This window comes from Vibrio sp. Hal054 (assembly GCF_037162405.1).
Taxonomy (GTDB): Bacteria; Pseudomonadota; Gammaproteobacteria; order Enterobacterales; family Vibrionaceae; genus Vibrio; species Vibrio diazotrophicus.
On the sequence record NZ_JARLUT010000002.1, the window covers coordinates 1,136,120 to 1,161,478 of the forward strand.

The following is a 25,359-nucleotide window of genomic DNA, read 5'->3' on the forward strand; positions in this document are numbered from 1 at the left end:
TTACTGTCCGTTTTATCCCTTTGAAAACAGGATTAATGGTCTAGGTATAGGTAGTTTTGCCAGCTCTTCATACGAATAAGCACTTTACGCATGATAGATACGTGTTCAAAGCTATCTGAATACACCGCGATTTCGGCGCTTGAACCTAGTGGTAGATTGTACTCGCTCATATCATCAGTGAGTCTCAGTTTAACCATCACTCGGCCTTGCGTATTAATTGCCTGAGTACCCAACAGTGAACCTCTCGCCTGAACTTGGCCTTCAGCAATCGCAGGGATGACATCAACAACTTCACCTTTGAATACTTTACCCGGAAGCGATCTAAATACGAATTCTGCTTCAAAACCCGACTGTAAACGTTGCATAGAGTTTTGGCGGAAAGCGCCGTAGAAGTAGACATCTTCGGTGTGAACGAAAGTCATTACCGGAGCTAACGGTAGCGGTACAGCCATCATACCTGGACGTAGCGCCAGTTGAGTAACAAAGCCATCAGTAGGTGCGGTTACAACGGTTTGTTCTAGGTTGAACTGTGCTTGAGTTAGTTCTGCTTGAACGCGAGCTACGGTTGTGTTTTCACCGTTAATCTCAGACTCGTACGCTAGTCGAGCAGATTCCTGACTCGCTTGCGCAGCTTCTAGAGAAGCTTGAGCCCCTTTGTATGCCTGATTGGTTGTATCGACTTGTTGAGCAGTAAATGCGCCACGTTTGAAGCCTTTTTCATAACGTTCAAACTCTCTTTTCGCTTTATCGCGAGCTGCCTCAGCTTTAGTGGTATTCGACACCGCTTCTTTGTAAACCGATTCTAACTGTAGAACTTGTTGCTGTGCTTCTGCAACCGCAGCTTCTTTACGCACAACTTCAGCTTGGAATGGTGTTGGATCGATTTTGAACAACACATCGCCTCTCTTCAGAGGCTGGTTTGGAACCACATTCACTTCAATAACCTTGCCGCGAACACCGGATACAATAGGCGTTGTGCTATAGGCTTGACCACCGATTGAGGTAAATGGGTGGTTGTAGTTCATAAGAAGAATCAGCGTACCAATCAGCACCACGCCACCTAATACAGCTGTAGGCACTGACCACTTGTTTAGAGGAATCTTGAAAATTTTAAAAATGGCAATACAAATCGCGGTGTAAGTCAGAATAAGTAACAAATCCATTATTTTTGCTCCTCTTCTTGAGCGGTCTCAGAAGCTTCAGGAGCTTGGTTTTGACTTAGTTTTGCGATTTCAGTTTTTAGCATGGCTACTTGTTGGGTCAATTCATCGACACGTACATGGATATCGTGTGTTTCTTCCTGAAGTTTATGGAAACCCCAGCCTCGGTCTTCGCGCCATAGTGTTGCCCAAATCCATAAGAACGGCCATAAAACGTGAAGAGTAAACAGGCTTACCCAGCCTGCCACGTGAATGGCATCTTGATGAGGGTGATTGCGCTCTTTAGCAATGTCGTACGGTATGTCATGGATGACGATGATGCCGTAGAAAATCACCAAACACACAAATACCAACATACCTAGGGCAAAATAATCTAAAAACATAGAGTGGTCCTATATAAATTGAATACTTATAGTCGTGAATAACAAAGTGCTTACCACGTAAAATCATAGCCAATTATTAATGCACAGTTGGTAACTAATTAAAGTTAAGTCACATAGCTATGAGAAAACCGCAGATGAGTACCGTTTCGCCTATTAAAGCGTAGTACGTTTTTCTTTTACACCGTAGCGTATTCTACTTGCGAATTAACACAGTTGCATACGCCTATTTGTAACTAAGTCACTCCTAACTACCTGTTCAGTGTGAAATTATTCGATCTTGGGCAAAGTATCGATTTTCAACATAGTGACACTAAGACAGGAATCAAAACTCTGCGAAATATCGAAGAACTATTCTGAACAGACTTGGTTTCGCCCATTTGCTTTTGCACGATACAAGGCTTTATCTGCACGATAGAAGGTTCTTTGCGTATTTTCGCCTTCTTTGTTTAACGTAATCCCGATACTGACGGTTAATCCTCGTTCACCAAGGATATCCTGCCAGTGATATTTGAAGATTCGTTCACGGAATGCTTCTGCAGCGGCTTGCGCTTGTTCTAACGTCATGTTTTCAAGAATGACCAAGAACTCTTCACCGCCATAGCGAACACAAGAGGCTTGCGGGAAGTTGAAGTGTTCCGCCAATTCACTTGAAACATTGACTATAGCTTTGTCACCGACAAGATGACTAAGTTCATCATTAATGGATTTAAAGTGGTCAATATCCACGACTAAGAAAGCAAAAGGGGTTTCGTTGTGGAGCAGCTCTTTGAGCTTACCGTCCAACCAACGGCGGTTGTGCAATTTGGTGAGAGGATCGGTTAAGACGTCTTGTTGCAGACGCGCAACCGCATTTTTGTGGTGTTCCGTGGTCTCTTTCAGCTCTTGGTTTTCAAGTTCTGAAACGATCAATTTTAGTTGCAGTTCAAATCGCGATAAACGGCGCAACTGTGTTGCCCCAAGCTCAGCAATGGGAATTTTTTGTATTAACTCTGATTCAATATCAAACGCTTCACGCTCATAACGTAAGGCTTCTTTATAGAGACCTTGACGTTCAAAAATACGGCTGAAAGTTTTGTATAAACCTTTTTCCAACACAGGAGAAGGAAAGCGTTTCAAGCGCTTTTCAGTGCCAAACAACAGCATATTGGACAATTCTGGTTTGCCCAACTCTAGAAAACATTTTGCCCGTTCAACCCGAACCATATTGGCAAGCCAGTACGAATGAATGTTGCCCGGAGAAAACTGAATCATCGACAAGGTTCGAAGCGCTTGTTCTATCTCACCTTGGTGACGATATATCTTGGCTTCGTACAAAATGGTTTGTCCGGCAAGAATTTTGTCACTGACAAGAATACTGAGCTCTTCACACTCTTGCACCAGTTCATCAGCTTCATCAAATCGGCCGAGGCTTACATAGCAGGCAAGCATATAGAGCTTGTATCGCAATCTTAAAGAACGGCTGCTGATGGCGTGGTCAAGGCTGTCAATCTTGAGGTAATAGCTCATTGCCCTGCGATGATCACCATAGGCATCACACAAGTTACCCATGCCTAGTATTGCTAGGACATAGTCATCGATGTAACGATACTCAACAGCTAAGCCTGAAGAAGAGATGTGTTCTTGCAGTGCCTCTACGTAATCGCCATTTTCAATCAGGAGTTCCGCAAGACTGTTTTTAACCGACAGGATGAGTTCTGCGTTGTTTGAATCTAACAAATTGAGTGCAGATCTTAGCTCACTGATACTGTTCTGGATTTGTCGCATTTCAGCGTGGAACTCTGCACTGACAATAAAACAGAGTGCTTTCTCTTCTTTGGTGGAAGCTATTGTTCTGCGAACTTTGCCCCAAAAGGCAACTGCCTCTTCACCGCTTACTGATGTCGCGTCTAACCCTGCTTCTTGAACTTTATTGAGTAGTGCTTCCATCGATTATTCCTCCCAGCCCATGTCTTCAAGCTGTTCAAGGGTAAAAGGGAAGCTGACGATAGTATGAAGAGTCGTATCAGGAAGAGCACCGTGCAATTTTTTGCGCTCCCAAGGATAAATTTCAATCATTTTTTCAAGTACATCAAACATATGTTTTGCTGCTTCACCATGTTCGTTGACCAGAAGACCCAGATAATTAGCGCTTAAACGTGACAGAAGATCTTTAGAGCCACAGAGAGAATGAACGAGTTCCGTACAGGCATCCAAAAACAGTGGATTTGAATGATGAATAGAAATCACAGAAAAGGTTGAATTCATGAGGTCAACTTTATGCAGCACCATTTGTTCCCACCAGTAATTCTCAGGCACAACATTCGATAAATGCTTTTCTGTATGGAAATCATGCTGATTTCGAATTCGGTTGAGCAGCTTTATTGCGCGCTGATCAAGCTGGCGTTTGGATGTGCGGGCTTTATCAGAGCCGAGTCTCATCGTCTGCTCATGCAGCATTTGTAGCGAGTACTTTCGGTATTTCTTGAACGCTTCAAAAGCCGTTTTGTCATCGCCACTCTCTTCAGCGACGAGAGACTGCTGATAGCAAATTTGTGAAAGCAACTCACCATTGTCGAAGCTACGTGCGGTTTCTTCCGCTGAGATAAGTAGCTGGGCGGCTTGGGCTAGGTTTTTCCGCAATAACTCAATTCTCGCCCGACTGATGTAAGAGTGGGCTTTCATCCAAGACAAGTTATGAGCAACAGCTAATTTGTGCGCCTTCTGCGTGGCTTGTTGCGCATCTTCGATGCGTTCAAGTCCTAAAAGAGCTAAACCTCGGAAATCCCAAACTTCTGCCTGCCAAGTTTTATCATGGTGTCCGATAAGTGCTTCATCAGCGCCATCGAGCACGGTGAGCATATCGACATATTGCTCAAGCAAGTACAAATCCCATGCCCATAAAATACGGGCTTTGCCTTCTAGCCACGAGATATCCATATTGTGGGCGACTTTGGCAGCAAGCTGGTGGGTTGAACACGCTTGGTCATATTGCTTAGTGATGCGCCAAATATTGCCTAATCCAATCAAGCTTTCTATCAGCACTTCAATTTCGTCGACCAACGCCGATTGCTCTAAAGCGTTAATCCAAAATTGTTGAGCGGTATAGTATTTGGCTTGACCCCAGAATTGGAGCGCATGAACATGGAGAATTTCAGGAAGGAACTCGTCAGTATCGAGACTATTTTGATACTGATACGCTTCTTTGATGTACTTTAAGCCTCGGCGGTAATCCATTTCACACCAAGCACAGCGAGACATAATGATCAGCGCTTGAATAATGCCATCGTGAAACTGGGATTGTTTGGCTTGGACAAGGGCATTTTCTGCCACAGCCAATACTTCCGCAGGCTCAGACTCGATACGGAGTATAAGCTGTTTAAGTTCTGATAATAAAAGGTACTGGCTTTGATCCAAATCCATTACTTCCTGGCTGTACGACTCACATGACATCTTTCAATGTGTTGCCACTTGTCCGCAATGCGCGTCGTTTAAATATCAGTGCCATTTAGCACCAATTAGGCGGCAGATCGGAAATGTTTATGATTTTGCTCGTGTATAAATTTGTGCTTCCTCACACTCCACGTCTAAACATTCAGGACAAGAGCTCTTTTAACGTCAAAGGCTTCTGAGTTAATCCTAGGTTTTGTGCAGCAGTGTTTCCATGTTTATCTTGGTAGCATAGATTGTGCCAAGCGCGGTAAATATCGAGTAAAGGCTGCAGCCCTCCGGGACGTAACTTGCGTCTAGGCTCGTTGATAAAAGACTCAAACAGCAGCTGAAAACGTTGCTGATAAAACTCAGTCTGTTTTATTGAAGCCTTTTGCAACCAAGCTTCTGGCTCTGGATTCGCCCCCGCAAGATAGCAGATTCCTTTGGAACCTTTATCTTGATGAGCGATTGCCCATCTGTCTCTCCACCAGCCCATTAGGACAATATCAACTTTGTCAAAAGATTGGGCTTCTTGCCAGTTGTCGTCTTCCTCTACGTACATCAAGTCAACGTTTTGACGTCGGATTCTTGATAGGCAAACACTCAAAGCTGCTGAGCGCAGAATCGGATCCTGAGGCATGAATATCGATACGTGTTTATCCATATCGCACATGTCCAAGACATGCAGGTAATGCGCATACGAGGTATAGGGTGGACGAATCAAAGCGCCTTTTGACGGGTAGTTAAAGGTGGAAAGATTACCCATTGGGTCTTCAACATTGCCGCGAGCCAGTATCGTTTGATATTGCTGATCTATACGCTCTCTCAATACAGGTGAAGGCTCAGGTTGTGGAACGTTCGCTTCCGAAGAGTGGTCTCTTGAAACGAATCGAGCTGGAAATTCATAAGGGTTGTGATCCACTGAGCCAATAGGTTCTTCTTTTGCTGAATAGTTGACGTGCTGGCAAAGAATATACCCTGTGTTTGCTTCTCCCGTTGCTATCCAAAGCACGCCATTGTTGCTTTTAGGTTGCAGAGCCATGTAATGAGAGGAGAACTGAAAACTGCTGGCGTGGTTAACCCAACGCGCGTCGATCATGGCGAGTTTTCTTCGGCAGCGACTGGCGATATGTTCAATATGATCGTAGAAGGTTTTCGGGTTGATGCTCAGTTTACGGCAGATTTCTCGTACCGAATAACCCATGAAAAGTAACCCGAATAAGGTTTCTTGGAACAAGAGTTTTTTGTTCGCACCAGACCACTTATCGACAAAAGTAGAGTGACATGATTTGCAGCGATAGCGTTGACGATCGCCACTGTAGCCGAAGGCATGATAAAGATGTTTGTGTGTATGAACAGAAAGCCCAGCGTTTTCACATTCTAGATTGCGACAGGCGGGTAAGCCGTCACTGTGAAGCTGACGTAAACGAACCAGTTCGTTGAGGACTTCTTTGTTATTAAGTAAGGGGGAAAGCACCGCACTCACGACAAACCATCGTTGGACGCTTAGGATTTGCGCGTTGCAAAACATACCGTTCTGCATCACTCAAACCAAAGTTGTCACACGCCAATGTTTTACAAAAGTTGAGCTGCAAGCCATCAGCGTCCGCAGGTAATTGGTCGGTCGACACGATCTCCCCCTCGGTAATTTGGAAGGGTGCCAAGCGCGCTACTCGGCAACCCTAAAGTAAATTTTGAATTACATGGTGATAGCTGTTTCAAGTGCTACTTGCATCATTTCATGGAAAGATTTCTGACGCTCTTCTGCACTGAGTTTTTCACCACGTAGAATATGGTCTGATACGGTCAGGATGGTCAGAGCGCGAGCGCCCAAATCCGCAGCCACACCGTAAATACCTGCAGCTTCCATATCAACACCTAGGATGCCTAGTTTTTTCATCTTCTCGAAAATTTCTGGCTCTGGAGTGTAGAAAAGGTCTGCAGAGAAAATATTACCTACTTTAACCGATACATTTTGAGCACGAGCTTGAGCAACAGCCGCTTCTAGTAGATCGAAATCAGCGATTGCAGCAAAGTCATGGTTGCTAAAACGGATACGGTTAACTTTAGAGTCAGTAGATGCACCCATACCGATAACCACGTCCATCAGTTTAACGTCGTCACGTACAGCACCACAGCTACCTACACGAATTACGTTTTTCACACCGTATTCAGCAATCAGTTCGTGAACGTAGATACAGCATGACGGAATACCCATACCGTGACCCATTACAGAAACTTTTTTGCCTTTATATGTGCCGGTGTAGCCGAACATATTACGTACGTCACACACTTGCTTCACGTCTTCAAGGTAAGTATCCGCGATGAATTTTGCACGAAGCGGGTCACCTGGCATCAGGACTGTTTCAGCGAAATCACCAGGTTGTGCGTTAATGTGTGGGGTTGCCATAATTGTTCTCCAAAAATGTTCAGCCAGTTAAACAGTATTGTATGTCAAATTACTAATTCTGTTGACTGAGGATTTGTCTGTTGGCGCAATATTAGTGAGTAATAACTGGGTTTCTTGCGATTCTGGTCACAAAAAAAGCGAGTGCGATGCATCATCCAACGCTTGATAACGAAAAATGTTGAAATTGATAGAGCAATCGATACAGGAAAACGTTGGCTTTATTTGTACGAATTTTAAAATTGTATAACTAGTTTTAAATGTGCTATAACTTGTACAAAGTTTTCTTTTGTATAATTGTTGTTATTCACTTGAGAGAAGAGGGCGCTGATATGGCTGATTCACCTATTTTGTTGGGCATTAGTGCTTGTGTTCTTGGTCAGAACGTTCGTTTTGATTCCGGTCATAAAGCCAGTCAATTTGTTAATAAAGAACTCGCGCCCTATTTCGAGTTTGTTCCCGTTTGCCCAGAAGTAGGGATGGGGTTACCGGTGCCTCGCCCACCAATACGCTTAATCTCTAATGATGAACGTATTTCTCTGGTTGAAACTAAAGATCCAACCAAAGACCACACCGCGGGTCTACTGCAATATTCTGAGCAGAAAATAAACCAACTGATGGATATGCATTTGTGCGGCTACATCGTGTGTGCGAAATCGCCTTCTTGCGGTATGGAAAAAGTCAAAGTGTATAAATCCCATGAAGCTGAAAAGAGTGGTGTTGGGCTTTACACGCAAATGTTGATGGAAAAAATGCCTTGGCTTCCGGTGGAAGAAGACGGAAGGCTCAATGACGCAGTGTTAAAGGAAAACTTTATTACACGTGTTTATTGCCTGCATGATTTCTATCAAACGTTGGGTAAAGAACCAACCGCCGGTAAAGTCGTGGCATTCCACTCTCGCTATAAGCTGACGTTAATGGCTCATCACCCAACCTCTTATCGTGAGCTGGGACGGTTAGTGGCAAATGTGGCAAACTACGCGCCCGACGAGTTTATTGAGTTGTACCGTTTAGGTTTGATGCAAGCTTTGAAAATAAGAGCCAGCAGAAAGAATCACACTAACGTGTTGATGCATCTTCAGGGCTACTTTAAACGTTCGCTTGATAAGTCTCAGAAAAAAGAACTCTCAGAAGTTATTCATGATTACAGAAAGGGCATTTTGCCGCTGCTCGCGCCAATTACCCTGATCAAGCACTATTTGACGTTATATCCAGATTCTTACCTGATGCAGCAGCGCTATCTGGACCCATATCCACAGGAGTTAAAGTTACGCTATGGCTTATGAACAAAAGCTATACGCTATTCGTGAAGTAGCAGAATTAACCGGTGTTAAGCCTGTAACACTAAGAGCTTGGCAACGCCGATACAATTTGGTTCAGCCGCAAAGAACGGAAAAAGGCCATCGATTATTTAACCAAGAAAATATCGATAGCATTAAAGAGATTCAGGGATGGCTGGCAAAAGGCGTATCCATAGGCAAAGTCAGCGAGTTGCTGAAAGGCGGCGCTCCTACTGATGAGTTACAGCAAGAAACGCGAGTTCAACTGGAAGAGTGTGAGCAATTACTTACGGCGCTCTCTCTGCTGAATCGTGGCAAGTCAGAGAACATTATTGCCACGGTAATGAAAGAGTATCCTTTGGATATTGTTGAGAGCCAGTTTGCGTTTCCGGTGATTGATGCGTTAGAGCGAGTGAAAGGTCCTTTGCGCTCTCTGCAAAAAGGTCTGTTTCAATCTCTGATGATCAATAAGCTTTCATCGATTCTGGAAGCAGAAAACAAAGCGGCGCACAAAGGTAAATGCTTATGTGTCAGTTATGATCCGGTGGGTAGCTTGCTGGCCTGGCTTTGGGCGGTTACATGGTCTGAGAAGGGCTACAATGTCACGTTTCTTGATGGTGTCGATGACGTCTCAGGGCTGGTAGGTAGCGAAGCCGTTGAATCATACAGTGCATTGGCATTGTTCTCTCATAAATCATTGGCAGACGCTCAGATGACTGCGATAGCTAAGCTGCGTAAGCAATTTAACGATCAATGCTATCTGTCTGACGTGCTGCAAACACTCAATGGACTGGATTAGTGAAACTTATTTGGTTACGCCGAGATTTAAGAGCCGTTGATAATACGGCTCTCAACTGCGCAATTGCGAGCGGAGAACCTGTCACCGCTGTCTTTATCGCCACGCCTGAGCAATGGCATCAACACCATATGGCCCCCCGTCAGGCTGATCTTATCTATCGTCGCCTGAGTGCTCTGAAAAAAGAGCTTAAAGCGCTTAATATTCCGCTGCTTTATAAGGAAGTGAGTGATTATGAGCAATCGGCAAACAGCATTGTTGAGATAGCGAAGCTGTGTGAAGCGAACGAAGTCTTGGTCAATCAAGATTACGAAGTGAATGAGCAGGCGCGAGATAAACAAGCTCAATCCGCATTAGCACAACAAGGTATCGGATGGCAGTCGTATCACGACAAATGCATCATCCCCGCAGGCAGTCTTCTCAATAAACAAGGCCAATATTTCAAGGTATTTACGCCTTTTAAAAAGGCTTGGCTTGCTGTGGCTGGCGTACCCATCATTTCTGCTACCCAAAGTGCAGCCAAAGCAGCATTAGAGAAAGCAGTGCAACCTCTGGTTTGGAACCAACAGCAGTTATTCAGTTATCCAAGAGAAGACAGCTCTGGCTGGGAAGTCGATTTTGAGTCGATTCGATCGCAACTGAGATCATTCTGCCAAGAGCGTATGGACAGTTACCACGAGCAACGAGATTTCCCTGCCATAGATGGCACCAGCAGTTTATCGCCATACTTAGCGATAGGCGCGTTGTCGGCAAGGCAATGTATGGCAAGGCTTTACGCCGAATCCAAAATGGGCTTTTTGTCTCAAGGCGCTCAAACATGGCTGAGTGAACTGATTTGGCGCGAGTTTTATCAGCACCTACTTACTTTTGAGCCTAAGTTGTGCAAAGGAAAAGATTTCCTCTACTGGGGGCTCTATGTGAAATGGTGGCAGGAGCATGACCATTTTGAACGCTGGTGTCAGGGAGAAACGGGCTACCCAATTGTGGATGCGGCCATGAGACAACTGAATCAAACGGGGTGGATGCATAACCGCTTACGAATGATCGTTGCCAGCTTTCTGACCAAAGATCTGCATATCGACTGGCGTTGGGGCGAACGCTATTTTATGAGCAAGCTTATTGATGGTGACTACGCGGCAAACAACGGCGGCTGGCAGTGGTGTGCATCAACGGGGTGTGATGGTCAGCCGTATTTTCGAATCTTTAACCCTATCACTCAAGGTGAGAAATTTGATGGCAGCGGAGCGTTCATTCGCCACTGGATTCCGGAGTTGAGTTCGGTACCCGACAAATATATTCACGCACCTTGGTTATGGTCGGGTGTTAACTCGGTGTTATATCCTTCTCCAATAGTTGATCATAAAGCGGAAAGAGAAGTAACCTTAGACATGTATAAGCAGGCAAGGGATAAAGATATACATGTTGCGTAAGTTATTGGTCATTGGTTGCATAGTGGCGTCCAGTTTTATGACAAAGGTGTTTGCAGCCACTTATGACTTTCCGATGGAAGGAAGCAGCATGGTGGGAAATGCCCAATACCATGTGATTGAAAAAGGCGAAACATTAGCGCAAATCGCCAAGCAGTATGACATCGGTTTTTTAGGCTTGATGGCTGCGAATAAAGGCGTTGACCCTTTCCTTCCACAAGAAGGTTATGTACTGACCATTCCGTCGCAAATCATTTTGCCCATGGTGCCTTATGAAGGCATCGTGGTGAATCTTGCTGAACTGCGTCTTTACTACTTCAAGCCTGAAGAGAGAAAGGTACATATTTTTCCTGTAGGTATCGGTCGAATCGGACGTGATACGCCTGAAATGGAAACCAAGATCAGCCAGAAACGACCAAATCCAACTTGGACTCCACCGGACTCTATTCGAAAAGAATATCTGCAAAAAGGCATTGAACTGCCAAAAGTTGTCCCTTCAGGTCCTGAGAACCCATTAGGTGATTATGCGCTTCGCCTTGCCTTTGGTAATGGTGACTATCTGATCCATGGTACCAATAAAGATTTTGGTATTGGTTTGCGTGTAAGCTCTGGCTGTATCCGTATGGAGCCGAAAGATATCGAGTGGTTGTTCAATCAGGTTGAGCGAGGCGAAAAGGTTCGCATCATTGACGAACCAGTCAAAGTGGCATTGGAACCTGACAGAAGTGTTTTCGTTGAAGCGCACGAACCACTGACTCGCAGCGATGGCAGCAAGAAAGATCTCGTGTTACCAGTAGAGTTAAAATGGTGGCTTGATGAGTTTGATAAGTCGGAAGTGAAAGCAAAAGCGGTGATACTGGCGCAAAACGGAGTGCCGGTCGAAGTGGTTGCTCCAGAATTTGATTAAGCTCAGTTCGCTAAAATAGCGAAAGTTGCATACGAAAAAGCCGCCTAACAAGGCGGCTTTTTCATTCAAGCAGAACAGTGTTAAGCGACTTGCCACTGAATTGCTTCTTCAGCGCGAATTGGAACAACAGTTTCGCCGCCAAAAGGCATGCTTGCAGGAACTTCCCAAGACGCTTTGGTTAGAGTCACAGTGTCTGTGTTGCGTGGAACACCGTAGAAGTCCGGACCATTGTGGCTAGCGAATGCTTCCAGATTCTCAAGTTTACCTTCTTGCTCGAATACTTCGGCGTACAGTTCCAGTGCCGCGTGAGCAGTGTATGAACCCGCACAACCACAAGCCGCTTCTTTCTTGCCTTTAGCGTGAGGTGCAGAGTCTGTTCCTAGGAAAAACTTCTTGTTGCCAGACGTTGCTGCCGCGACAAGCGCGTGTTGGTGAGTTGCACGTTTCAAAATTGGCAGACAGAACAGGTGAGGGCGAATACCGCCAACCAACATGTGGTTGCGGTTAAACAGCAAGTGGTGAGCGGTAATGGTTGCTGCCACGTTGTCTGAAGCGTTCTTTACAAAGTTAACCGCTTCTGCAGTTGTAATGTGTTCTAGAACGATTTTAAGGTTCGGGAAATCATTCACGATTGGCGCAAGAACCGTTTCCAAGAAGGTCTTTTCACGGTCAAAAATGTCGACTTCCTTAGTGGTCACTTCGCCGTGAACCAGCAGCAGCATACCTTCTTCTTGCATTGCTTGCAGAACTGGGTAAATGTTTTTCGCATTGGTAACACCCGAGTCAGAATTGGTAGTTGCACCCGCTGGGTAGAGTTTTGCTGCAACTACAGCACCAGACGCTTTCGCTTGGCGAATATCGTCAGCTGAGGTGTTATCGGTTAAATACAAAGACATCAAAGGTTGGAACGTAGCACTTGGATTTTGCGCCAAGATGCGATCACGGTAAGCAAGCGCCATCTCGGTATTGGTCACAGGTGGGACGGTGTTTGGCATAATAAGCGCGCGTCCGTTGTAACGGCTGATATCACGCACAGTATCAGCAAGAACTTCGCCATCGCGAAGGTGAACGTGCCAGTCGTCAGGACGAGTGATCGTAAGTGTTGTCATGAATTGCTCCCACCATGAAGTCATTGGAATGATTGGAGCCTAAAAAGAAATTTTGCGTTACGCAAACGCTTCCGTTTAGGCGACAGGATGATAGAGTAATTGGCTTCTCATTTCATCTTTTAATTTGTCAGTTCTGTTTGTTTACAGCAGTTTCTCGCGTCTAATAGATTGAAACGATAGCGTATTTGTGTCATTCATAGCCCTGTTCTGTGATCACTGGAAGCGAGACGCCTAGGTGGCTCGAATTTATTTTATTAACCATACGTAAGGATGTGTGTCATGTCGTCAGCGGTACTTTCTCAAATCAATGTGTATCCAGTGAAATCGGTGGGTGGACTCTCTTTATCTACCGCATGGGTTGAGAAACAAGGGTTGATGTTTGACCGACGATTTATGCTGGCACTCGCTGATGGCAGTATGGTGACAGCCCGTAAATACCCGCAAATGGTCAAGATTCGATCTACTCTGACGCCAGATGGCCTGATTTTTAGCGCACAGGGTAAATCGCCACTGACGATTCGTTACGCCGACTTTAAAATGCAGGAGTCACCGGCAACGGTTTGGGATGACAGCTTTATTGCGTACACCACAACAGATGAAGCAGACGACTGGTTCAGCGAGATTATGGAGCAGCGTGTTGAGCTGTTGTTCACTGGTCAACAGTCCAATCGTGTTCGTGAGAAGTTCGGCCATAACGTCAGCTTTGCGGATGGTTACCCGCTATTGATTATTAGCCAAGGCTCGCTGGATGAGTTGAACCGTCGTAGTCCTGAACATCACAGCATGGATCAGTTCCGTACCAATCTTGTTGTATCAGATACGGAACCTTTCGCGGAAGATGGTTGGAAGCGCATCCGTATTGGTGATGTGGAATTCGAAGCTCTAAAGCCTTGTGAACGCTGCATTATGACGACGGTGGATCTCGAAAAAGGCCAATATCGCCCAACCAAAGAACCACTGCGTACCCTTTCCCAGTTTCGTGCTAACGAGCGCGGCGGCGTATTCTTCGGTCAGAATCTTGTTGCCAGAAATGAAGGTATGATTCATGCGGGAGACAAGATAGAAGTTCTAGAATACAAAGAGAAAGAGTACTACCCAGATTTAGGGCAGCGTCACTACTTAATGACTTGTGTTGAGCGTGAAGAAATTGCTCGCGATTTTGTGACTTTCTGGCTGGAGCCGCAACACGGTGTGTTGCCGAATTATCAGCCTGGTCAACATTTGCCAATTGAGATTGTTGTCGATGGTGAAAACATTGGTCGCTTTTATACTTTGTCTTCAAGCCCTTCTCGTCCGGGACGGCTGGCAATTTCTATTAAGCGTATTGATGGCGGCCGTGTCTCGAACTGGTTGCTTGATAACCTGGAGGTTGGTGACACATTAACAACCCAGACGCCTGACGGCAGCTTTCATTTAACCTCTGAACATCACAATCAGCCCCTGTTGCTACTTTCAGCGGGAAGCGGCGTGACGCCTATGCTGTCTATGCTGCGTTATCTGGCGGATAACCAGCAGATGCGAGATGTGGTGTTCTATCATCAATGTCGTTCTGTTGAAGACATTCCATGTCGCGAAGAACTAGATCAACTAGAATTTGCTCATCCCGAGCTGAAGGTGTTTATTTCTCTCTCCCAACCACCAGTTGACTGGTTTGGTTTGAAAGGACGTTTATCTTTGTCACACCTCAAACAGGTGAAAGATATTGCTTCTCGCCAAGTGTTTGTGTGTGGTCCAGATGGTTTTATGCAAAAAGCCAAGAACTTGCTGCTTAAGCTAGGTGTGGCTGAAAACGCTTATCACCAAGAAGCCTTTGGCGTAGCGCAGCAAACCGTCAGAGAATTTAAAACCTTGCAGTTAAGTGTTAACGGCAACCTGTTTGAAGGAAATAACCAAAGCACCCTGTTAGAGCAAGCTGAAGCCGCAGGCGTCCCTATTGCAAACAGTTGTCGCGCCGGATTCTGCGGTGCCTGTAAAGTGAAGGTTGAATCGGGCAAAGTTCATCAGCCAGATGTTCCGGCATTGCAAGAGCACGAACGTAATATGGGAATGGCTTTAGCGTGTTGCTGTGTACCAGAAACGGATATTGAAGTGGTCAACTAGGCGCTTTTCTTCGCCTTATAAAAAAACAGCCAACTATTATTAGCTGGCTGTTTTTTTTATCTTCTTTTAAAGAGATTTACCAAGCACTAACTGGCACATTTGTTCGAACTGCACGGCATTGCCTGAGAACAGTTCATCAATCACCATCTGGGTTTTTATGCCGGAAAGTTTGCGCTTCATGGCTTCTCTTACGAGTAAAGCAACATGATGTTCTTTGTTGATGGCTCCCTGCTGATTAGGCTGCCAGCGAGCAAACTGTTGGCTTAAGCTATTTTCTACAAGCTTTGGCTCAAGTTTTTTGACTTCATCTTTGAGTACTTGCAACAAATGCGGGTACACTTCGTCACCTGCATTGGTCGACTGTATGCGACTAAGCAGCGCCGAACTTAATTCTGTCAGTGTGATGAATCCAGATTGATGAGGAAACTCATCTCGCAGACGAACTGAAAAATCGACTCGAGTGATGTGAGTATTTGGCAAAAAGGTGAGGGAGCATAAACATTCGATAGGGATCCAAATCGCTTGTCCTGCTTCAATGGCGTACTCTTGTTTGCCCAATTTGAATAGAGCAAGGCCATTGTTAACCTTGACTAAACTATGCTTTGTTGCGCGCTTACGCGGTGTGACTTCCAGATATGGAAATAAGCAGGTTTCAGATTGAATAGCGTAGTTCATACAAGGCCTCATAAAATTAAGGGCGCTAAGATTAACGTTTATCCACTCAAAAGCCAAATATCGAGTTGTGGATCTCTTAGCTGCGGCCTAACCGCAATGCCTATCAGTTAGGAGATAGAAGGAAAACAGACAGAAACTTATTTTTGATTTTCTGGTCTGACCTTGTAATTTATGTGCTTATGATAGCTGCGAGCTAATGCGAGTGCGCGTAGAATAAGCCAGTTTTTTATTTGATGTACGAGAATATGACTTCAACCACCGACCCGTATCAAGAGATTCGTCCCTATAACGACGAAGAAATTCCTGCAGCCATCGAACGTCTAATTAATGATGAAGAATTTATCACAGCGATTCTCGATCATCGTTTTGAGCGTCAACCTTCATGGCTAAAAATGATGATGGGCCCATTCGTAAAAGCTTACCTTAAGTTTAAGTGGGCAAAGCTGACTTCGGTTGATGCCATTCAGCTAGAAGTGAAAAAGTATTTAGAAAAAACGTTGGAACACACCACCAAAGGTGTGACTTACAGTGGCTTGAACAAACTGGATAAGAATACTGCTTATCTGTTTGTGTCTAATCACCGTGATATCGCGATGGATCCTGCGTTGGTTAACTACGGTTTGTATGAGTCAGGGCACCGTACAGTTCGTATTGCGATTGGCGATAACTTGCTGAAGAAGCCTTGTGCAACAGAACTGATGCGATTGAACAAAAGCTTTATCGTTAAGCGCTCAGCCAAAGCTCCACGTGAAATGATGAAAGCTCTAGGCACTCTGTCTGGCTATATCAAGCACTCTTTGGATTCAGGGCATTCAATCTGGATTGCTCAAAAAGAAGGGCGCGCTAAAGACGGTAACGATTTTACCGATCCTGCGATCTTAAAAATGTTTAACGTCGAAGGACGCAAACAGAAAGTTGAGTTTTCTGAGTACATTAAATCGCTAAGAATTGTGCCTGTTTCAATTTCTTATGAGAACGACCCTTGTGATATTGCCAAGGCTCGCGAGCTTTACGAAAAAGCAACTCATGGTAAATACGAAAAAGGCGAATTTGAAGATATCGAAAGTATCATTCAGGGCATCATCGGCGACAAAGGTCGAGTTCATGTCGCATTTGGCAATGTGATCACTGAGACTTACGAAACGCCGGAAGAACTTGCACAAGAGATTGACCGTCAAATCCACGCTAACTACAAGCTATACCCAATTAACTTGTTAGCGGCTGGTCGTGAAGATGCAGACATTACACCCGCGGTAAAAGCGAAATTGGAACAAAAGCTGTCTCAGATTCCACTGAACGCTCATCAGTACTTGCTTGATAGCTACGCAAATCCAGTGCGTAATCAATAGCGAGCAAAGTTTAACGGCATAAAAAAGAGAAGCTTAAGCTTCTCTTTTTACTTCTAATTCATTGGTTGTATTTCATTTTCAACTCAACGTGCAACCACACCACCCAAGGTTAAATTGGTTGGCCATTTTGTAATGATGTTGCCACCAAGAAAGATATTACCTTTCACCGTCATCGTATCTGGGAATGTAACGATTTTTGATCCGCCAATATAAAGGCTGCCTTCAATCACAATTCCGTCGGGGAGTTCAGTTAATGGTGTCCTGGCAACGCTCAAATCTCCTTTAACTGTCATCGCTGCTGGCAGTTGTTCTAGCGGTGTATCGGTAAAATTAAGGAACCCGCCTACTTGAATTCGCGCAGGCCAGATTTTGATTTGTGAACCGAGAAAATTCGCATAACCACGGATCTTTGTGCCACGTTGAATGCGTTCAAGTTGGCTATTTGACGCATCTAAACTTCCCATTACGGTTAAGCCTTTTGGCAGTGATGTGATCGACGTTTTTGCGATGTTGAGATTGCCTTTAACCTCTAATCCGTCAGGTAAGCTAGTGTAAGGTTTGTTCCGCAAATCAAGGTTACCGTAATTATCCAGATGATTAAGTATGCGGTACTGGTCGAGAGGTGCAGCATTCAGAGGTAATGAGCATAAAGCCATGCATAGCGTCCAAGCAGATAAACGCCAAGTTGAAAAAGACATGTTCTTCCTAAATCTCGTAACAGTATTAACGATAGTATCGGCATGAGTGGCATTGTCTTCAATGAAGAACAAAATCACAGGGGGAAGATCACAAAAGCGAGCTGGGTGCTCGCTTTTGAAGGGAGATTATCGCATCAGCGAACGCGATTTAAGTTCGAAGATGAGCTTCTCTGCGCTCACTTCAAATTTGAAACGTGCATTCAACTCAGTTGTGCTCTCATCGATAGGTGTTGATTCGAATTCCACCGCTGCACACACTTCTTTTGCCAGAGCAATATACTTGTCTAATTCGCTTTTTAGTTGGTCTTGATTAGGTGCGAAAATAGTCACTTCTGCAACTTCATCACCCTCCTTGATAAAAAAGCCCATTTCAGCAGAACAACCACAAGCTTCACAAACTTGGTTTACTTCACAGCTTTCGTTACTCATCTCAAAATCCTCTTACAAAATTTAAGGACATTCTAACCCTGTATTAGTGGGTGTTCCAGATAAATGATAATGCAAAAATGTATGAACACGGGTTGATATTGTTGACGCAGGTAACAGAAATAGGAGTGTGATAATAGTCGAAAATTAGGCGTTACGGTGACGTTTTTTTGTCATTACACCGTTTGATGCATTGTCATACCTTACTGTTTGTAAGATTATTCTTACATGGAGATAAGGGCGTGAATGGACTTTTCCCATATTGAAATGAATTTTTAAAGGATATTTTATTCATTCAATTTGAATGAAAAGATATTTTCTTACAAAGATGAGTTGGCTGTTGAACTATTTCAGCGGCATTTGATTCATTTTATTTTTTGATGAGTTTGTATACAAAGAGCTATTAATATGCCGAAGCGTAGTAAAGAAGATACAGAAGTGACCATTCAAACAATCATGAATGCTGTTGTCGACCAACTGTTAAGATTAGGCTATGACAAAATGTCATACACCACATTAAGTCAACAAACGGGTGTATCCAGAACAGGCATCAGCCACCATTTCCCGAAAAAAACAGACTTTGTTCTTGCGCTTGATGGCCAAATTTTTAATTTGTTTGTAGCACATTTGGATTTAGACCATGGCGTTGAGTCTTTCTCAAGCTCATGGATTAAGGCGCTAGATAATTCAGAGTTTTTAGCTATTTTGCGTTTGTTTTTCCACCATATTGTGGCTGCAGATAAAGCCGAAGAGTTTTCCTACAGAGGTGTAGGGCGTTTATACAAACTGGCTCGCGAAAAGTTAGGCGAAGGCAGTGATAAACAGGTTGAGTGGCTGATTGGTAAATCACTTATTGAAATGAGTAAGTAATTACTTAGAGACCAGTAAGAGTTACAGATTTTTAAGGGTTTGCATTCGCAAGCCCTTTTTCATGCGCCTAAGGTTCAGATGGGCTAACCAATATGGTGCATTGTGGACGCATCTATCCCTGAATTAGTGCGTGCTAAAGTATGAGGTCGGAAAGTTGAAAGTGATATTAACTACTTGATTTTTATTCGTATAGTTAACCTGTTTGAGTTCTTGCTAAAATACAGAACAACGTACTTTTTTCTTGTTTTTGGAACGCCTATTGCACATTAGTGCACATAACAATACAAAAATAAGGAAATTTTATGCATTTAACGCCTGAGGAAAAAAGGTGGCTGCCGTGGTTTGGCAAGACAGGTAAACTTGCCATGCGCAAGGCCTGTTGGTTTAACCGTAAACGTAAAGCTTCTCTAGAACAAACTTTTGAAAACATTGCGAACACCCGAGTCAAAATTCTCACGACTTGGGCTGAAAACCAATGGTCATTCCTGCATGATGCGTCGTTATATTTATCGACCAAGTCTCCCCATGAATATCGGGAAACCTTAAACCGATTATTAAACCGTAGCGCTGACTTATCTGAGCTATTTATTGTCTCTGCTCAAGGAGAGATCCTTGAATCCACTTTTCCATCACAGAAAAACAAGAAGGTCGTCTCAACCCAAGCTTTGAATGAGGGTTTAGCTCAGCCATTTTTGCATGGTCCTTACCGCGATTCGGTGACGCTCGCTATTGGTCCATCAAGCTCTCACTTTCATGATGAAGTGACCTTAATGTTTTATCAACCGATCGAATTAGATGGCGATACCAAAGGGTGTTTGTGTGGGCGAATCCCTAATGATGTTATCGGCGACCTGATTCAACGCGAAGCTGGGCATATTTATAGTGAGTCGGGCGACAACTACCTGTTTATGGTCAAATCTCATTTTGACCCCTCTATTCAACAAGGCGTTGCGCTTTCACGCTCTCGCTTTGAGGATAACCATTTTTCCCATGGTGAAAATTTGAAAGATGGCGTGAATACAAAATGGGGCGTGGTTAAAGTCAGTCGTCATACCGAATTTGAAATTGTGTTTAATGATCCTGCAACCAACAAGCTTCATCCGGGGGTAAGAGAAACCATTAACAATGGTCACAACTTATACATAGACTATCCGGGGTATTCTGATTATCGCCATATTCCAGTGATTGGTAAGGGCGTGACGTTTACTATGCCTGGGTCGAAAGACCGTTGGGGGATGATGTGCGAATCGGATTTAGAAGAAGTCTATCGTCATCGTTCGGTAGCACAAAAACTCAACCAACAATTCGCGCTTAGTGTGTTTGGTCCGTTAGTGATTCCTTTTGTTCTTCACCTGTTTTACCCACTAGAAAACGTTCAGTTGATGTCTATTTCGATACTGCTTGGATTAATAGCTATTGGTTTGTTCCACATTTTCAGTGCCAAGCCTATGGCAAATAATCTAGAGACAATGACACAGGTGATGCAGGTACTGGCAGAAGGGGATGGCAACTTAACCCGCCGCTTAGACGCGAGCAAATTTAAGTCTGATGAAACGGGTGATCTGGGGCGCTGGACTAACAGTTTCATTGATAGCCTTGAAGGGATTATTCAAGAGCTGGTATTCGCCAGTAAAGAGGTTAAAAATGTGTCGGAATCTATGTTCCGCCGCAGTCAGTTGCTGCTTACCAGCAGTGATATGACCGCCACATCAATTACGGATATGCTTTCTCTCGCTGGGGTACAGAGTCAGGAAATTAACAGTGCCAATGATACCGCGACTGAAATGCACGAGCTTATGCAGCAAACGATGCATGCGGCGCAGCTTGAGTATCAAAAAGCGGCGGAAGGCGCTCAAGAAATTAAAAATATCGTTCAAGCTTCGGCACATACCGTCAATGAAGTGAATGAAGAAATGCAGAAGATTGGCAGTATCGTCTCTGTTATTACGGAAATCACGGCTCAAACCAATTTGCTAGCTCTAAATGCTGCTATAGAGGCCGCAAGAGCAGGTGAGCATGGAAGAGGCTTCTCTGTGGTTGCTGATGAAGTACGAGTGTTGGCAAACAAAACCTCTCAGGCCGCGAACAGTATTGGAGAGCTGATGACTGCGTTGCATACCCAATCAGAGCGAGCAGTGAGTTACATGCAAGAGGGCATTACCAACGTTGAGAACAGCACTCAGGTGGTGGACGAATCTTCTCGTAGTGAACGTTTACAAACGTCTGTCACTGGATTGTTTACTTTGATTCAAGGCATCGCTCGTAATAGTGAAGAGCACAGACAAACTGCCGATGAAGCGCAATCGACAGTGGTGAAACTGCAGGAAGCCTCTTCACAGTTATCTCGCAGAACAACCTTAATGCAGAACTCGCTTCAGCGATTGGAACAATTGGTTGGGCGGTTTGAAGTTCGTAAAGCGTCATAGAGCTATACAAAACAAAGGCGGGGTATCCCGCCTTTGTTATTAAATTGGATGTTGTGTTTTCAGCTCTTTTTGCCATGGCACCGCCAAGGCAGCAAAAATAACCAGAGCATACAGCATTGACCAGCCAAGACAGATAAACACGCCAGTGCAGAGAATCAAAGCAACAACAGCCAGTGCCTTTTGATACCCTTTCAGTAGTTTGTACGCTGCCAACATGGCTAACAGGTAGACTAAGACAAAGACACCATTGGCCAGTTTCAGGAAGAATTCCAAATCCAAATTCGACAGTTGACCGACTACACACGATAGCAGCAATATGCCGCCAATCAGCCATGTTGCATTTGCTGGAACGCCACGCTGAGAGAGTTGAGCCAGTGCGCTGTTAGGACGATATTCTCTGGCTTGCGCCCACACCATCCGCGATAAACTCTGCGTGTATAGGTTGATACTGGCAAAACATGCAAAGAAGCCAATGATACTGATTATGATTGCCATACGAGAGCCAAAGAGCTTATCACTGAGCCAAGGAATAGAGGCACTATCAAATTCAGGTGTACCAAAAGCACCAAACTTTAAGACAATGACTGAGCAAGCCCAATAGGTTGCACCAGCCACAAAGCATCCAACCAGAATGGCAATCGGGAAATCACGTTGTGGGTTTTTGAATTCTTCCCCCATATGCGCGAAGGCTTCTATTCCAACAAAACACCAGAACATCACTCCTAGCGCAGCACCAATTGACCAAATAGAATCGATACTCAGTGCTGGCATAGTTAAGTCGGCGCTTCCTACATCTCCAATCCAGAGAAAGGATGCCACCAATGCAAAGATGCTCAATGCGATGGCCGTTTGTAGTCGGCCAGAAGATTTTGTTCCTGCTAGGTTTACTCCAATAAGAAGTGCCACAGTGAGCACTTGAGCCAAAATGGCATTATTGAACTGAGCAGGTAACAATTGCTGTAAAAAGCCCGCAGCTAAGGCGACAGCCGCGGGTACGCCTACAGGAATGACGCTTACAAATAGCCAGGCAACCGCTCGTTCTAGTCGTGCGTTGTACGCTTTACGCACAAAGAACGCGGTGCCGCCAGCACTCGGGTATTTTTTCCCAAGCGCTGCGAAAGTTAAAGCAACAGGGCAAACAGCAACAAACAAGATGAGCCAAGCCCAAAGTGAAAAATGGCCCGCAATTCCGGCGGCAATGGCTGGGATCATAAACAATCCGGTACCCATTAATGTGGTCGATAGCTGACCGATACCAGAAAGCAAAGTGATCTCTTGTTTGAGTTGGTTCATGTTCTCATTCCCTGATTCTTATTATGCCGAAAGCTTACTCAAAACTAAGATGTGATGCATCTGGCAAAACGTTCTGCTTTAGCGTCAAAGTGACACTTTTTTATCGAATTTCCGCCATTTTGACGGTGAAACTCCTTTCATAAAGAGACTTCCCGTTAATTGTCAGTAGTCTAGCCATGCAATTTGTGTCAAATTAGCCATGAATCAACGGGATAAGTTGGTTACTTTTCAACGTTTTTTATTTGAGAAAAAACGTGTGAGAAGCGAAAAGAATGGGAATGTACGATGGATAAATTTGACAGACAAATCATAGAGATATTGCAAGGGGATGCGAGAGCATCTGTGAGTGACATTGCCCGCGAAGTCAACCTTTCACGCTCTGCCGTTACGGCACGTATTAAGAAACTCGAACAAGACAAAGTGATTTTGGGCTATCACGCTCAAATCGCAGAGCCAGATCACACCAATAATGTCAGTGCCTATTTTGCGCTAAAATTTGATACCTCTGCGAGCCTCCACTCTTGTGAGCTGTATGCTCACAAGATCTATCTGATCCCCGGTGTGAAGTGGTGCCATGCGATTAGTGGCGAAACCGATATGATGCTGTACGTTGAAGTGGAAAGCATGGCGAAGTTAAATGCGATTCGAGATGAACTGCAAAGCTACTCCCAACTACGTCAATTAATAACACATACGGTTTTAAAAGAACTGTTTAACACGGCTAAGTAGTTTTGATGTCACAAATAAATCTCAACTTACTGCGGTCACTGAAGGTGTTGCTTGAAGAGTGTCATGTCAGTCAGGCTGCGACGAAGTTAAATATTACCCAGTCAGCTTTGAGTCGCCAGCTAAGTCAGCTGAGAGAGATGTTTGCTGACCCTTTGTTAGTCAGAGATGGCAACCAGTTAGTGCCCACGCCGAAAGCTGTCAGCTTGCGAAACAAACTTGAGCATTGGTTTGTTGAACTTGATGAACTGATGATTGAAGCAGAATTTGAACCAAGCGCTTGGAAAGGTGAATTTGTTTTCGCCTCCAGTGACTATGTCGCGCAATATCTGCTACCTGAAATGGTTGAAGCCATAACGGTTAAAGCGCCTAAAGTCTCAATTAAATACTGCCTTTGGCAGCCAAGTTTACTTGGAGAAATGGCAAACTCTGAAATTCAGCTCGCTTCAACTATGTCGCCTGAACCGCCTAAGGGCGTTTCTTCGTGGCAAATTGGCGAGGATTATCCGGTTTGCGTGATGAAGCAATCTCATCCGTTGTCAGAAAAAAACATGCTGAGTGTTGAGGACATATTAAGTTTTTCACACATCAAAGTGACCGGAGGCGGTGATAAAGACACCTATATCGATCAGGCGCTGGCTGAACTTAATCAGGTCAGGCATATCGGATTAAAAGTCCCGTTTTTTTCTGCAGCATTTCGCTCGTTATCTATGAGTGACTATTTAATGGTTGTTCCTGAGCATATCGCTCGCAACATGAAAAATCATTTTGATGTGGTATTTAAACCGCTACCAGTTAAGACTCCAAAACATAAATATTGGCTTCTTTGGCACGCCAAATTTGATAACGAACCTTCCCACGTCTGGGCTAGACAGCTTGTCTACGACATCATGAATCACTCTGAGTATTCGATAGGTTATGATTCAGAATCATAGCTAGGATGAAAAAAGATGATTTCAAATAATGATAAAAGACGAGTACGGTTAGGGACTAACTAGGAGAGTTCGAATGACAATAACAGTTTGGCTATCACTTTTTACTATTTGTTTGTTGGGGGCTATGTCTCCCGGACCTAGCTTGGCTATGGTTGCGAAACACAGCCTTGCTGGCGGGCGTCGCAACGGTTTAGCAACGGCGTGGGCTCATGCTTTCGGCATAGGTATTTATGCGTTTATTACATTGATTGGCTTGGCAGTGGTTCTTCACCAGTCGCCACTTCTGTTTAAAACTATCAGTTATGCTGGTGCAGGGTATCTGGCTTATTTGGGGTTCAACGCCATTCGTTCTAAAGGTGGTGTGGCTGCGAAGTTGGAATCTGGCGAAACGGTAAGTGCATGGCAATCTGCGCGAGAAGGTTTTTTGATTTCATTATTAAGCCCAAAGATTGCGCTGTTCTTTATCGCATTGTTCAGTCAGTTTGTTGCCGTTGGGCATGAGTTGAGTAGTAAAGCGATCATTGTTGTGACACCGTTTGTCATTGACGGCTTGTGGTATACCTTTATTACCTTCTTGCTATCAAGCCCACTCATTCTCGACAAGCTGCGTTCCAGAGCGGTATTGATTGATCGTTTGTCAGGGATTGTTTTGTTGCTGCTTGCTGCGCGAGTTCTGCTTACGGTGTAAGTTCAGCTCCAGTTATTTTCTAGCCATAAATACAAAAGAACCCCTCAATTGCGAGGGGTTCTTTGTTAATACTTCGAATGGGTGTTCACTTCTTCAAACTCACCATCGATGGTATTGCCGTAGGTCTGATTGTTCTGAGCCTGATAAAACGGACGACGATGCAGTTGATTTTGCAGTTTTTTGCCAGTGATGAGTGCTGCAATAGTCAATGGAATGACGAGCAACAAACTTAATGTCAGTGCGAAAAATCCAGTAATGAGCGTCAGTACGGTAATAAGAAATCTATTCATTGTCTG

Annotated in this window: 22 protein-coding genes and 1 pseudogene; 11 read left to right on the forward strand and 12 right to left on the reverse strand. The window is 44.4% G+C overall.

Annotated elements, in window-relative coordinates:
- Positions 1-32: 32 nt before the first annotated feature.
- The 6 genes and pseudogenes from P4S58_RS21155 to deoD form a co-directional block, all read right to left on the reverse strand.
- Positions 33-1,163, reverse strand: a complete 1,131-nt coding sequence (locus tag P4S58_RS21155; RefSeq protein WP_042479616.1) for an HlyD family secretion protein — start codon at positions 1,161-1,163, stop codon at positions 33-35.
- Entirely contained in the window at positions 1,163-1,543 is a 381-nt protein-coding gene (locus P4S58_RS21160) for a DUF3302 domain-containing protein (RefSeq protein ID WP_042479618.1), read from the reverse strand. The genes P4S58_RS21155 and P4S58_RS21160 overlap by 1 nt, the downstream gene beginning before the upstream one ends.
- 348 nt (positions 1,544-1,891) lie before the next feature.
- Positions 1,892-3,469 (reverse strand): GGDEF domain-containing protein, encoded by a 1,578-nt coding sequence (locus P4S58_RS21165; RefSeq protein WP_102965047.1) that lies wholly within the window; start codon positions 3,467-3,469, stop codon positions 1,892-1,894.
- Positions 3,470-3,472: 3 nt separating this feature from the next.
- A complete protein-coding gene (locus P4S58_RS21170; RefSeq protein ID WP_337165859.1) occupies positions 3,473-4,936 on the reverse strand; it encodes a hypothetical protein in 1,464 nt (487 codons plus the stop codon).
- 178 nt (positions 4,937-5,114) lie between these two features.
- Positions 5,115-6,582 (reverse strand): annotated as a pseudogene (locus P4S58_RS21175) (transposase).
- Positions 6,583-6,650: 68 nt separating this feature from the next.
- Positions 6,651-7,361 carry a purine-nucleoside phosphorylase gene (gene deoD / locus P4S58_RS21180; protein ID WP_042479622.1) on the reverse strand — a complete coding sequence of 237 codons (711 nt, stop codon included), beginning with the start codon at positions 7,359-7,361 and terminating at the stop codon, positions 6,651-6,653.
- Between the two features lie 329 nt (positions 7,362-7,690).
- Between deoD and P4S58_RS21185 the strand changes: the two genes are divergently transcribed.
- The 4 genes from P4S58_RS21185 to P4S58_RS21200 are packed head-to-tail and all read left to right on the forward strand — an operon-like array spanning position 7,691 to position 11,768.
- Positions 7,691-8,644 (forward strand): YbgA family protein, encoded by a 954-nt coding sequence (locus P4S58_RS21185; protein WP_337165611.1) that lies wholly within the window; start codon positions 7,691-7,693, stop codon positions 8,642-8,644.
- The gene (locus P4S58_RS21190) at positions 8,634-9,437 is read left to right on the forward strand and encodes a MerR family transcriptional regulator (protein ID WP_337165613.1); all 804 of its coding nucleotides are present in this window, start codon (positions 8,634-8,636) and stop codon (positions 9,435-9,437) included. Before P4S58_RS21185 ends, P4S58_RS21190 begins: the two co-directional genes overlap by 11 nt.
- The gene (gene phrB, locus P4S58_RS21195; protein WP_337165614.1) at positions 9,437-10,864 is read left to right on the forward strand and encodes a deoxyribodipyrimidine photo-lyase; all 1,428 of its coding nucleotides are present in this window, start codon (positions 9,437-9,439) and stop codon (positions 10,862-10,864) included. Before P4S58_RS21190 ends, phrB begins: the two co-directional genes overlap by 1 nt.
- Entirely contained in the window at positions 10,854-11,768 is a 915-nt protein-coding gene (locus P4S58_RS21200; protein ID WP_102962258.1) for a L,D-transpeptidase family protein, read from the forward strand. The genes phrB and P4S58_RS21200 overlap by 11 nt, the downstream gene beginning before the upstream one ends.
- 80 nt (positions 11,769-11,848) lie before the next feature.
- Here the strand turns inward: P4S58_RS21200 and pyrC are convergent, their stop codons facing one another.
- The gene (pyrC, locus tag P4S58_RS21205; protein ID WP_337165616.1) at positions 11,849-12,877 is read right to left on the reverse strand and encodes a dihydroorotase; all 1,029 of its coding nucleotides are present in this window, start codon (positions 12,875-12,877) and stop codon (positions 11,849-11,851) included.
- A gap of 279 nt (positions 12,878-13,156) precedes the next feature.
- Here pyrC and P4S58_RS21210 point away from each other — a divergent pair, with 279 nt between their 5' ends.
- A complete protein-coding gene (locus P4S58_RS21210) occupies positions 13,157-14,977 on the forward strand; it encodes a hybrid-cluster NAD(P)-dependent oxidoreductase (protein ID WP_337165618.1) in 1,821 nt (606 codons plus the stop codon).
- A gap of 66 nt (positions 14,978-15,043) precedes the next feature.
- Here the strand turns inward: P4S58_RS21210 and P4S58_RS21215 are convergent, their stop codons facing one another.
- Positions 15,044-15,652, reverse strand: coding sequence for an AraC family transcriptional regulator (locus tag P4S58_RS21215; protein ID WP_337165619.1), 609 nt, complete (start codon positions 15,650-15,652; stop codon positions 15,044-15,046).
- Between the two features lie 245 nt (positions 15,653-15,897).
- On the opposite strand from P4S58_RS21215, the gene P4S58_RS21220 reads away from it, so the two are divergent.
- Positions 15,898-17,001, forward strand: a complete 1,104-nt coding sequence (locus tag P4S58_RS21220) for a 1-acyl-sn-glycerol-3-phosphate acyltransferase (RefSeq protein ID WP_337165620.1) — start codon at positions 15,898-15,900, stop codon at positions 16,999-17,001.
- 83 nt (positions 17,002-17,084) lie between these two features.
- Here the strand turns inward: P4S58_RS21220 and P4S58_RS21225 are convergent, their stop codons facing one another.
- Positions 17,085-17,699, reverse strand: coding sequence for a hypothetical protein (locus tag P4S58_RS21225; RefSeq protein WP_102953316.1), 615 nt, complete (start codon positions 17,697-17,699; stop codon positions 17,085-17,087).
- A 126-nt stretch (positions 17,700-17,825) separates the two neighbouring features.
- Positions 17,826-18,128: a YfcZ/YiiS family protein gene (locus P4S58_RS21230; RefSeq protein ID WP_042479635.1), complete on the reverse strand. Its 303-nt coding sequence runs from the start codon at positions 18,126-18,128 to the stop codon at positions 17,826-17,828.
- A 405-nt stretch (positions 18,129-18,533) separates the two neighbouring features.
- On the opposite strand from P4S58_RS21230, the gene P4S58_RS21235 reads away from it, so the two are divergent.
- Together P4S58_RS21235 and P4S58_RS21240 are read left to right on the forward strand one after the other, a co-directional pair.
- Positions 18,534-18,995: a TetR family transcriptional regulator gene (locus tag P4S58_RS21235; protein ID WP_042479636.1), complete on the forward strand. Its 462-nt coding sequence runs from the start codon at positions 18,534-18,536 to the stop codon at positions 18,993-18,995.
- Positions 18,996-19,297: 302 nt separating this feature from the next.
- Positions 19,298-21,421: a methyl-accepting chemotaxis protein gene (locus tag P4S58_RS21240; protein ID WP_337165622.1), complete on the forward strand. Its 2,124-nt coding sequence runs from the start codon at positions 19,298-19,300 to the stop codon at positions 21,419-21,421.
- 39 nt (positions 21,422-21,460) lie between these two features.
- Here the strand turns inward: P4S58_RS21240 and yjeH are convergent, their stop codons facing one another.
- Positions 21,461-22,714 carry an L-methionine/branched-chain amino acid transporter gene (gene yjeH, locus P4S58_RS21245; protein WP_102962252.1) on the reverse strand — a complete coding sequence of 418 codons (1,254 nt, stop codon included), beginning with the start codon at positions 22,712-22,714 and terminating at the stop codon, positions 21,461-21,463.
- A gap of 285 nt (positions 22,715-22,999) precedes the next feature.
- On the opposite strand from yjeH, the gene P4S58_RS21250 reads away from it, so the two are divergent.
- The 3 genes from P4S58_RS21250 to P4S58_RS21260 all read left to right on the forward strand — a co-directional run bounded on the left by P4S58_RS21250 (position 23,000) and on the right by P4S58_RS21260 (position 25,063).
- A complete protein-coding gene (locus P4S58_RS21250) occupies positions 23,000-23,443 on the forward strand; it encodes an Lrp/AsnC family transcriptional regulator (RefSeq protein WP_042479640.1) in 444 nt (147 codons plus the stop codon).
- A 2-nt stretch (positions 23,444-23,445) separates the two neighbouring features.
- Positions 23,446-24,375: a LysR family transcriptional regulator gene (locus P4S58_RS21255; protein WP_180980101.1), complete on the forward strand. Its 930-nt coding sequence runs from the start codon at positions 23,446-23,448 to the stop codon at positions 24,373-24,375.
- A 73-nt stretch (positions 24,376-24,448) separates the two neighbouring features.
- On the forward strand, positions 24,449-25,063 hold the full coding sequence (locus P4S58_RS21260) for a LysE family translocator (protein WP_042479644.1): 615 nt from the start codon (positions 24,449-24,451) through the stop codon (positions 25,061-25,063).
- 65 nt (positions 25,064-25,128) lie between these two features.
- Here P4S58_RS21260 and P4S58_RS21265 read toward each other — a convergent pair whose 3' ends face one another.
- On the reverse strand, positions 25,129-25,353 hold the full coding sequence (locus P4S58_RS21265) for a hypothetical protein (protein WP_042479645.1): 225 nt from the start codon (positions 25,351-25,353) through the stop codon (positions 25,129-25,131).
- Positions 25,354-25,359: the final 6 nt, after the last annotated feature.

Excerpts from the sequence above, each read along its gene's own strand:
- P4S58_RS21165 (WP_102965047.1), bottom strand. The coding sequence starts at position 3,469 with ATGGAAGCACTACTCAATAAAGTTCAAGAAGCAGGGTTAGACGCGACA.
- P4S58_RS21215 (WP_337165619.1), bottom strand. The coding sequence starts at position 15,652 with ATGAACTACGCTATTCAATCTGAAACCTGCTTATTTCCATATCTGGAA.
- deoD (WP_042479622.1), bottom strand. The coding sequence starts at position 7,361 with ATGGCAACCCCACACATTAACGCACAACCTGGTGATTTCGCTGAAACA.
- P4S58_RS21200 (WP_102962258.1), top strand. The coding sequence starts at position 10,854 with ATGTTGCGTAAGTTATTGGTCATTGGTTGCATAGTGGCGTCCAGTTTT.
- P4S58_RS21160 (WP_042479618.1), bottom strand. The coding sequence starts at position 1,543 with ATGTTTTTAGATTATTTTGCCCTAGGTATGTTGGTATTTGTGTGTTTG.
- P4S58_RS21260 (WP_042479644.1), top strand. The coding sequence starts at position 24,449 with ATGACAATAACAGTTTGGCTATCACTTTTTACTATTTGTTTGTTGGGG.
- P4S58_RS21230 (WP_042479635.1), bottom strand. The coding sequence starts at position 18,128 with ATGAGTAACGAAAGCTGTGAAGTAAACCAAGTTTGTGAAGCTTGTGGT.
- P4S58_RS21185 (WP_337165611.1), top strand. The coding sequence starts at position 7,691 with ATGGCTGATTCACCTATTTTGTTGGGCATTAGTGCTTGTGTTCTTGGT.
- yjeH (WP_102962252.1), bottom strand. The coding sequence starts at position 22,714 with ATGAACCAACTCAAACAAGAGATCACTTTGCTTTCTGGTATCGGTCAG.
- P4S58_RS21235 (WP_042479636.1), top strand. The coding sequence starts at position 18,534 with ATGCCGAAGCGTAGTAAAGAAGATACAGAAGTGACCATTCAAACAATC.
- P4S58_RS21190 (WP_337165613.1), top strand. The coding sequence starts at position 8,634 with ATGGCTTATGAACAAAAGCTATACGCTATTCGTGAAGTAGCAGAATTA.
- P4S58_RS21250 (WP_042479640.1), top strand. The coding sequence starts at position 23,000 with ATGGATAAATTTGACAGACAAATCATAGAGATATTGCAAGGGGATGCG.
- P4S58_RS21210 (WP_337165618.1), top strand. The coding sequence starts at position 13,157 with ATGTCGTCAGCGGTACTTTCTCAAATCAATGTGTATCCAGTGAAATCG.
- P4S58_RS21240 (WP_337165622.1), top strand. The coding sequence starts at position 19,298 with ATGCATTTAACGCCTGAGGAAAAAAGGTGGCTGCCGTGGTTTGGCAAG.
- P4S58_RS21220 (WP_337165620.1), top strand. The coding sequence starts at position 15,898 with ATGACTTCAACCACCGACCCGTATCAAGAGATTCGTCCCTATAACGAC.
- P4S58_RS21225 (WP_102953316.1), bottom strand. The coding sequence starts at position 17,699 with ATGTCTTTTTCAACTTGGCGTTTATCTGCTTGGACGCTATGCATGGCT.
- P4S58_RS21155 (WP_042479616.1), bottom strand. The coding sequence starts at position 1,163 with ATGGATTTGTTACTTATTCTGACTTACACCGCGATTTGTATTGCCATT.
- P4S58_RS21265 (WP_042479645.1), bottom strand. The coding sequence starts at position 25,353 with ATGAATAGATTTCTTATTACCGTACTGACGCTCATTACTGGATTTTTC.
- pyrC (WP_337165616.1), bottom strand. The coding sequence starts at position 12,877 with ATGACAACACTTACGATCACTCGTCCTGACGACTGGCACGTTCACCTT.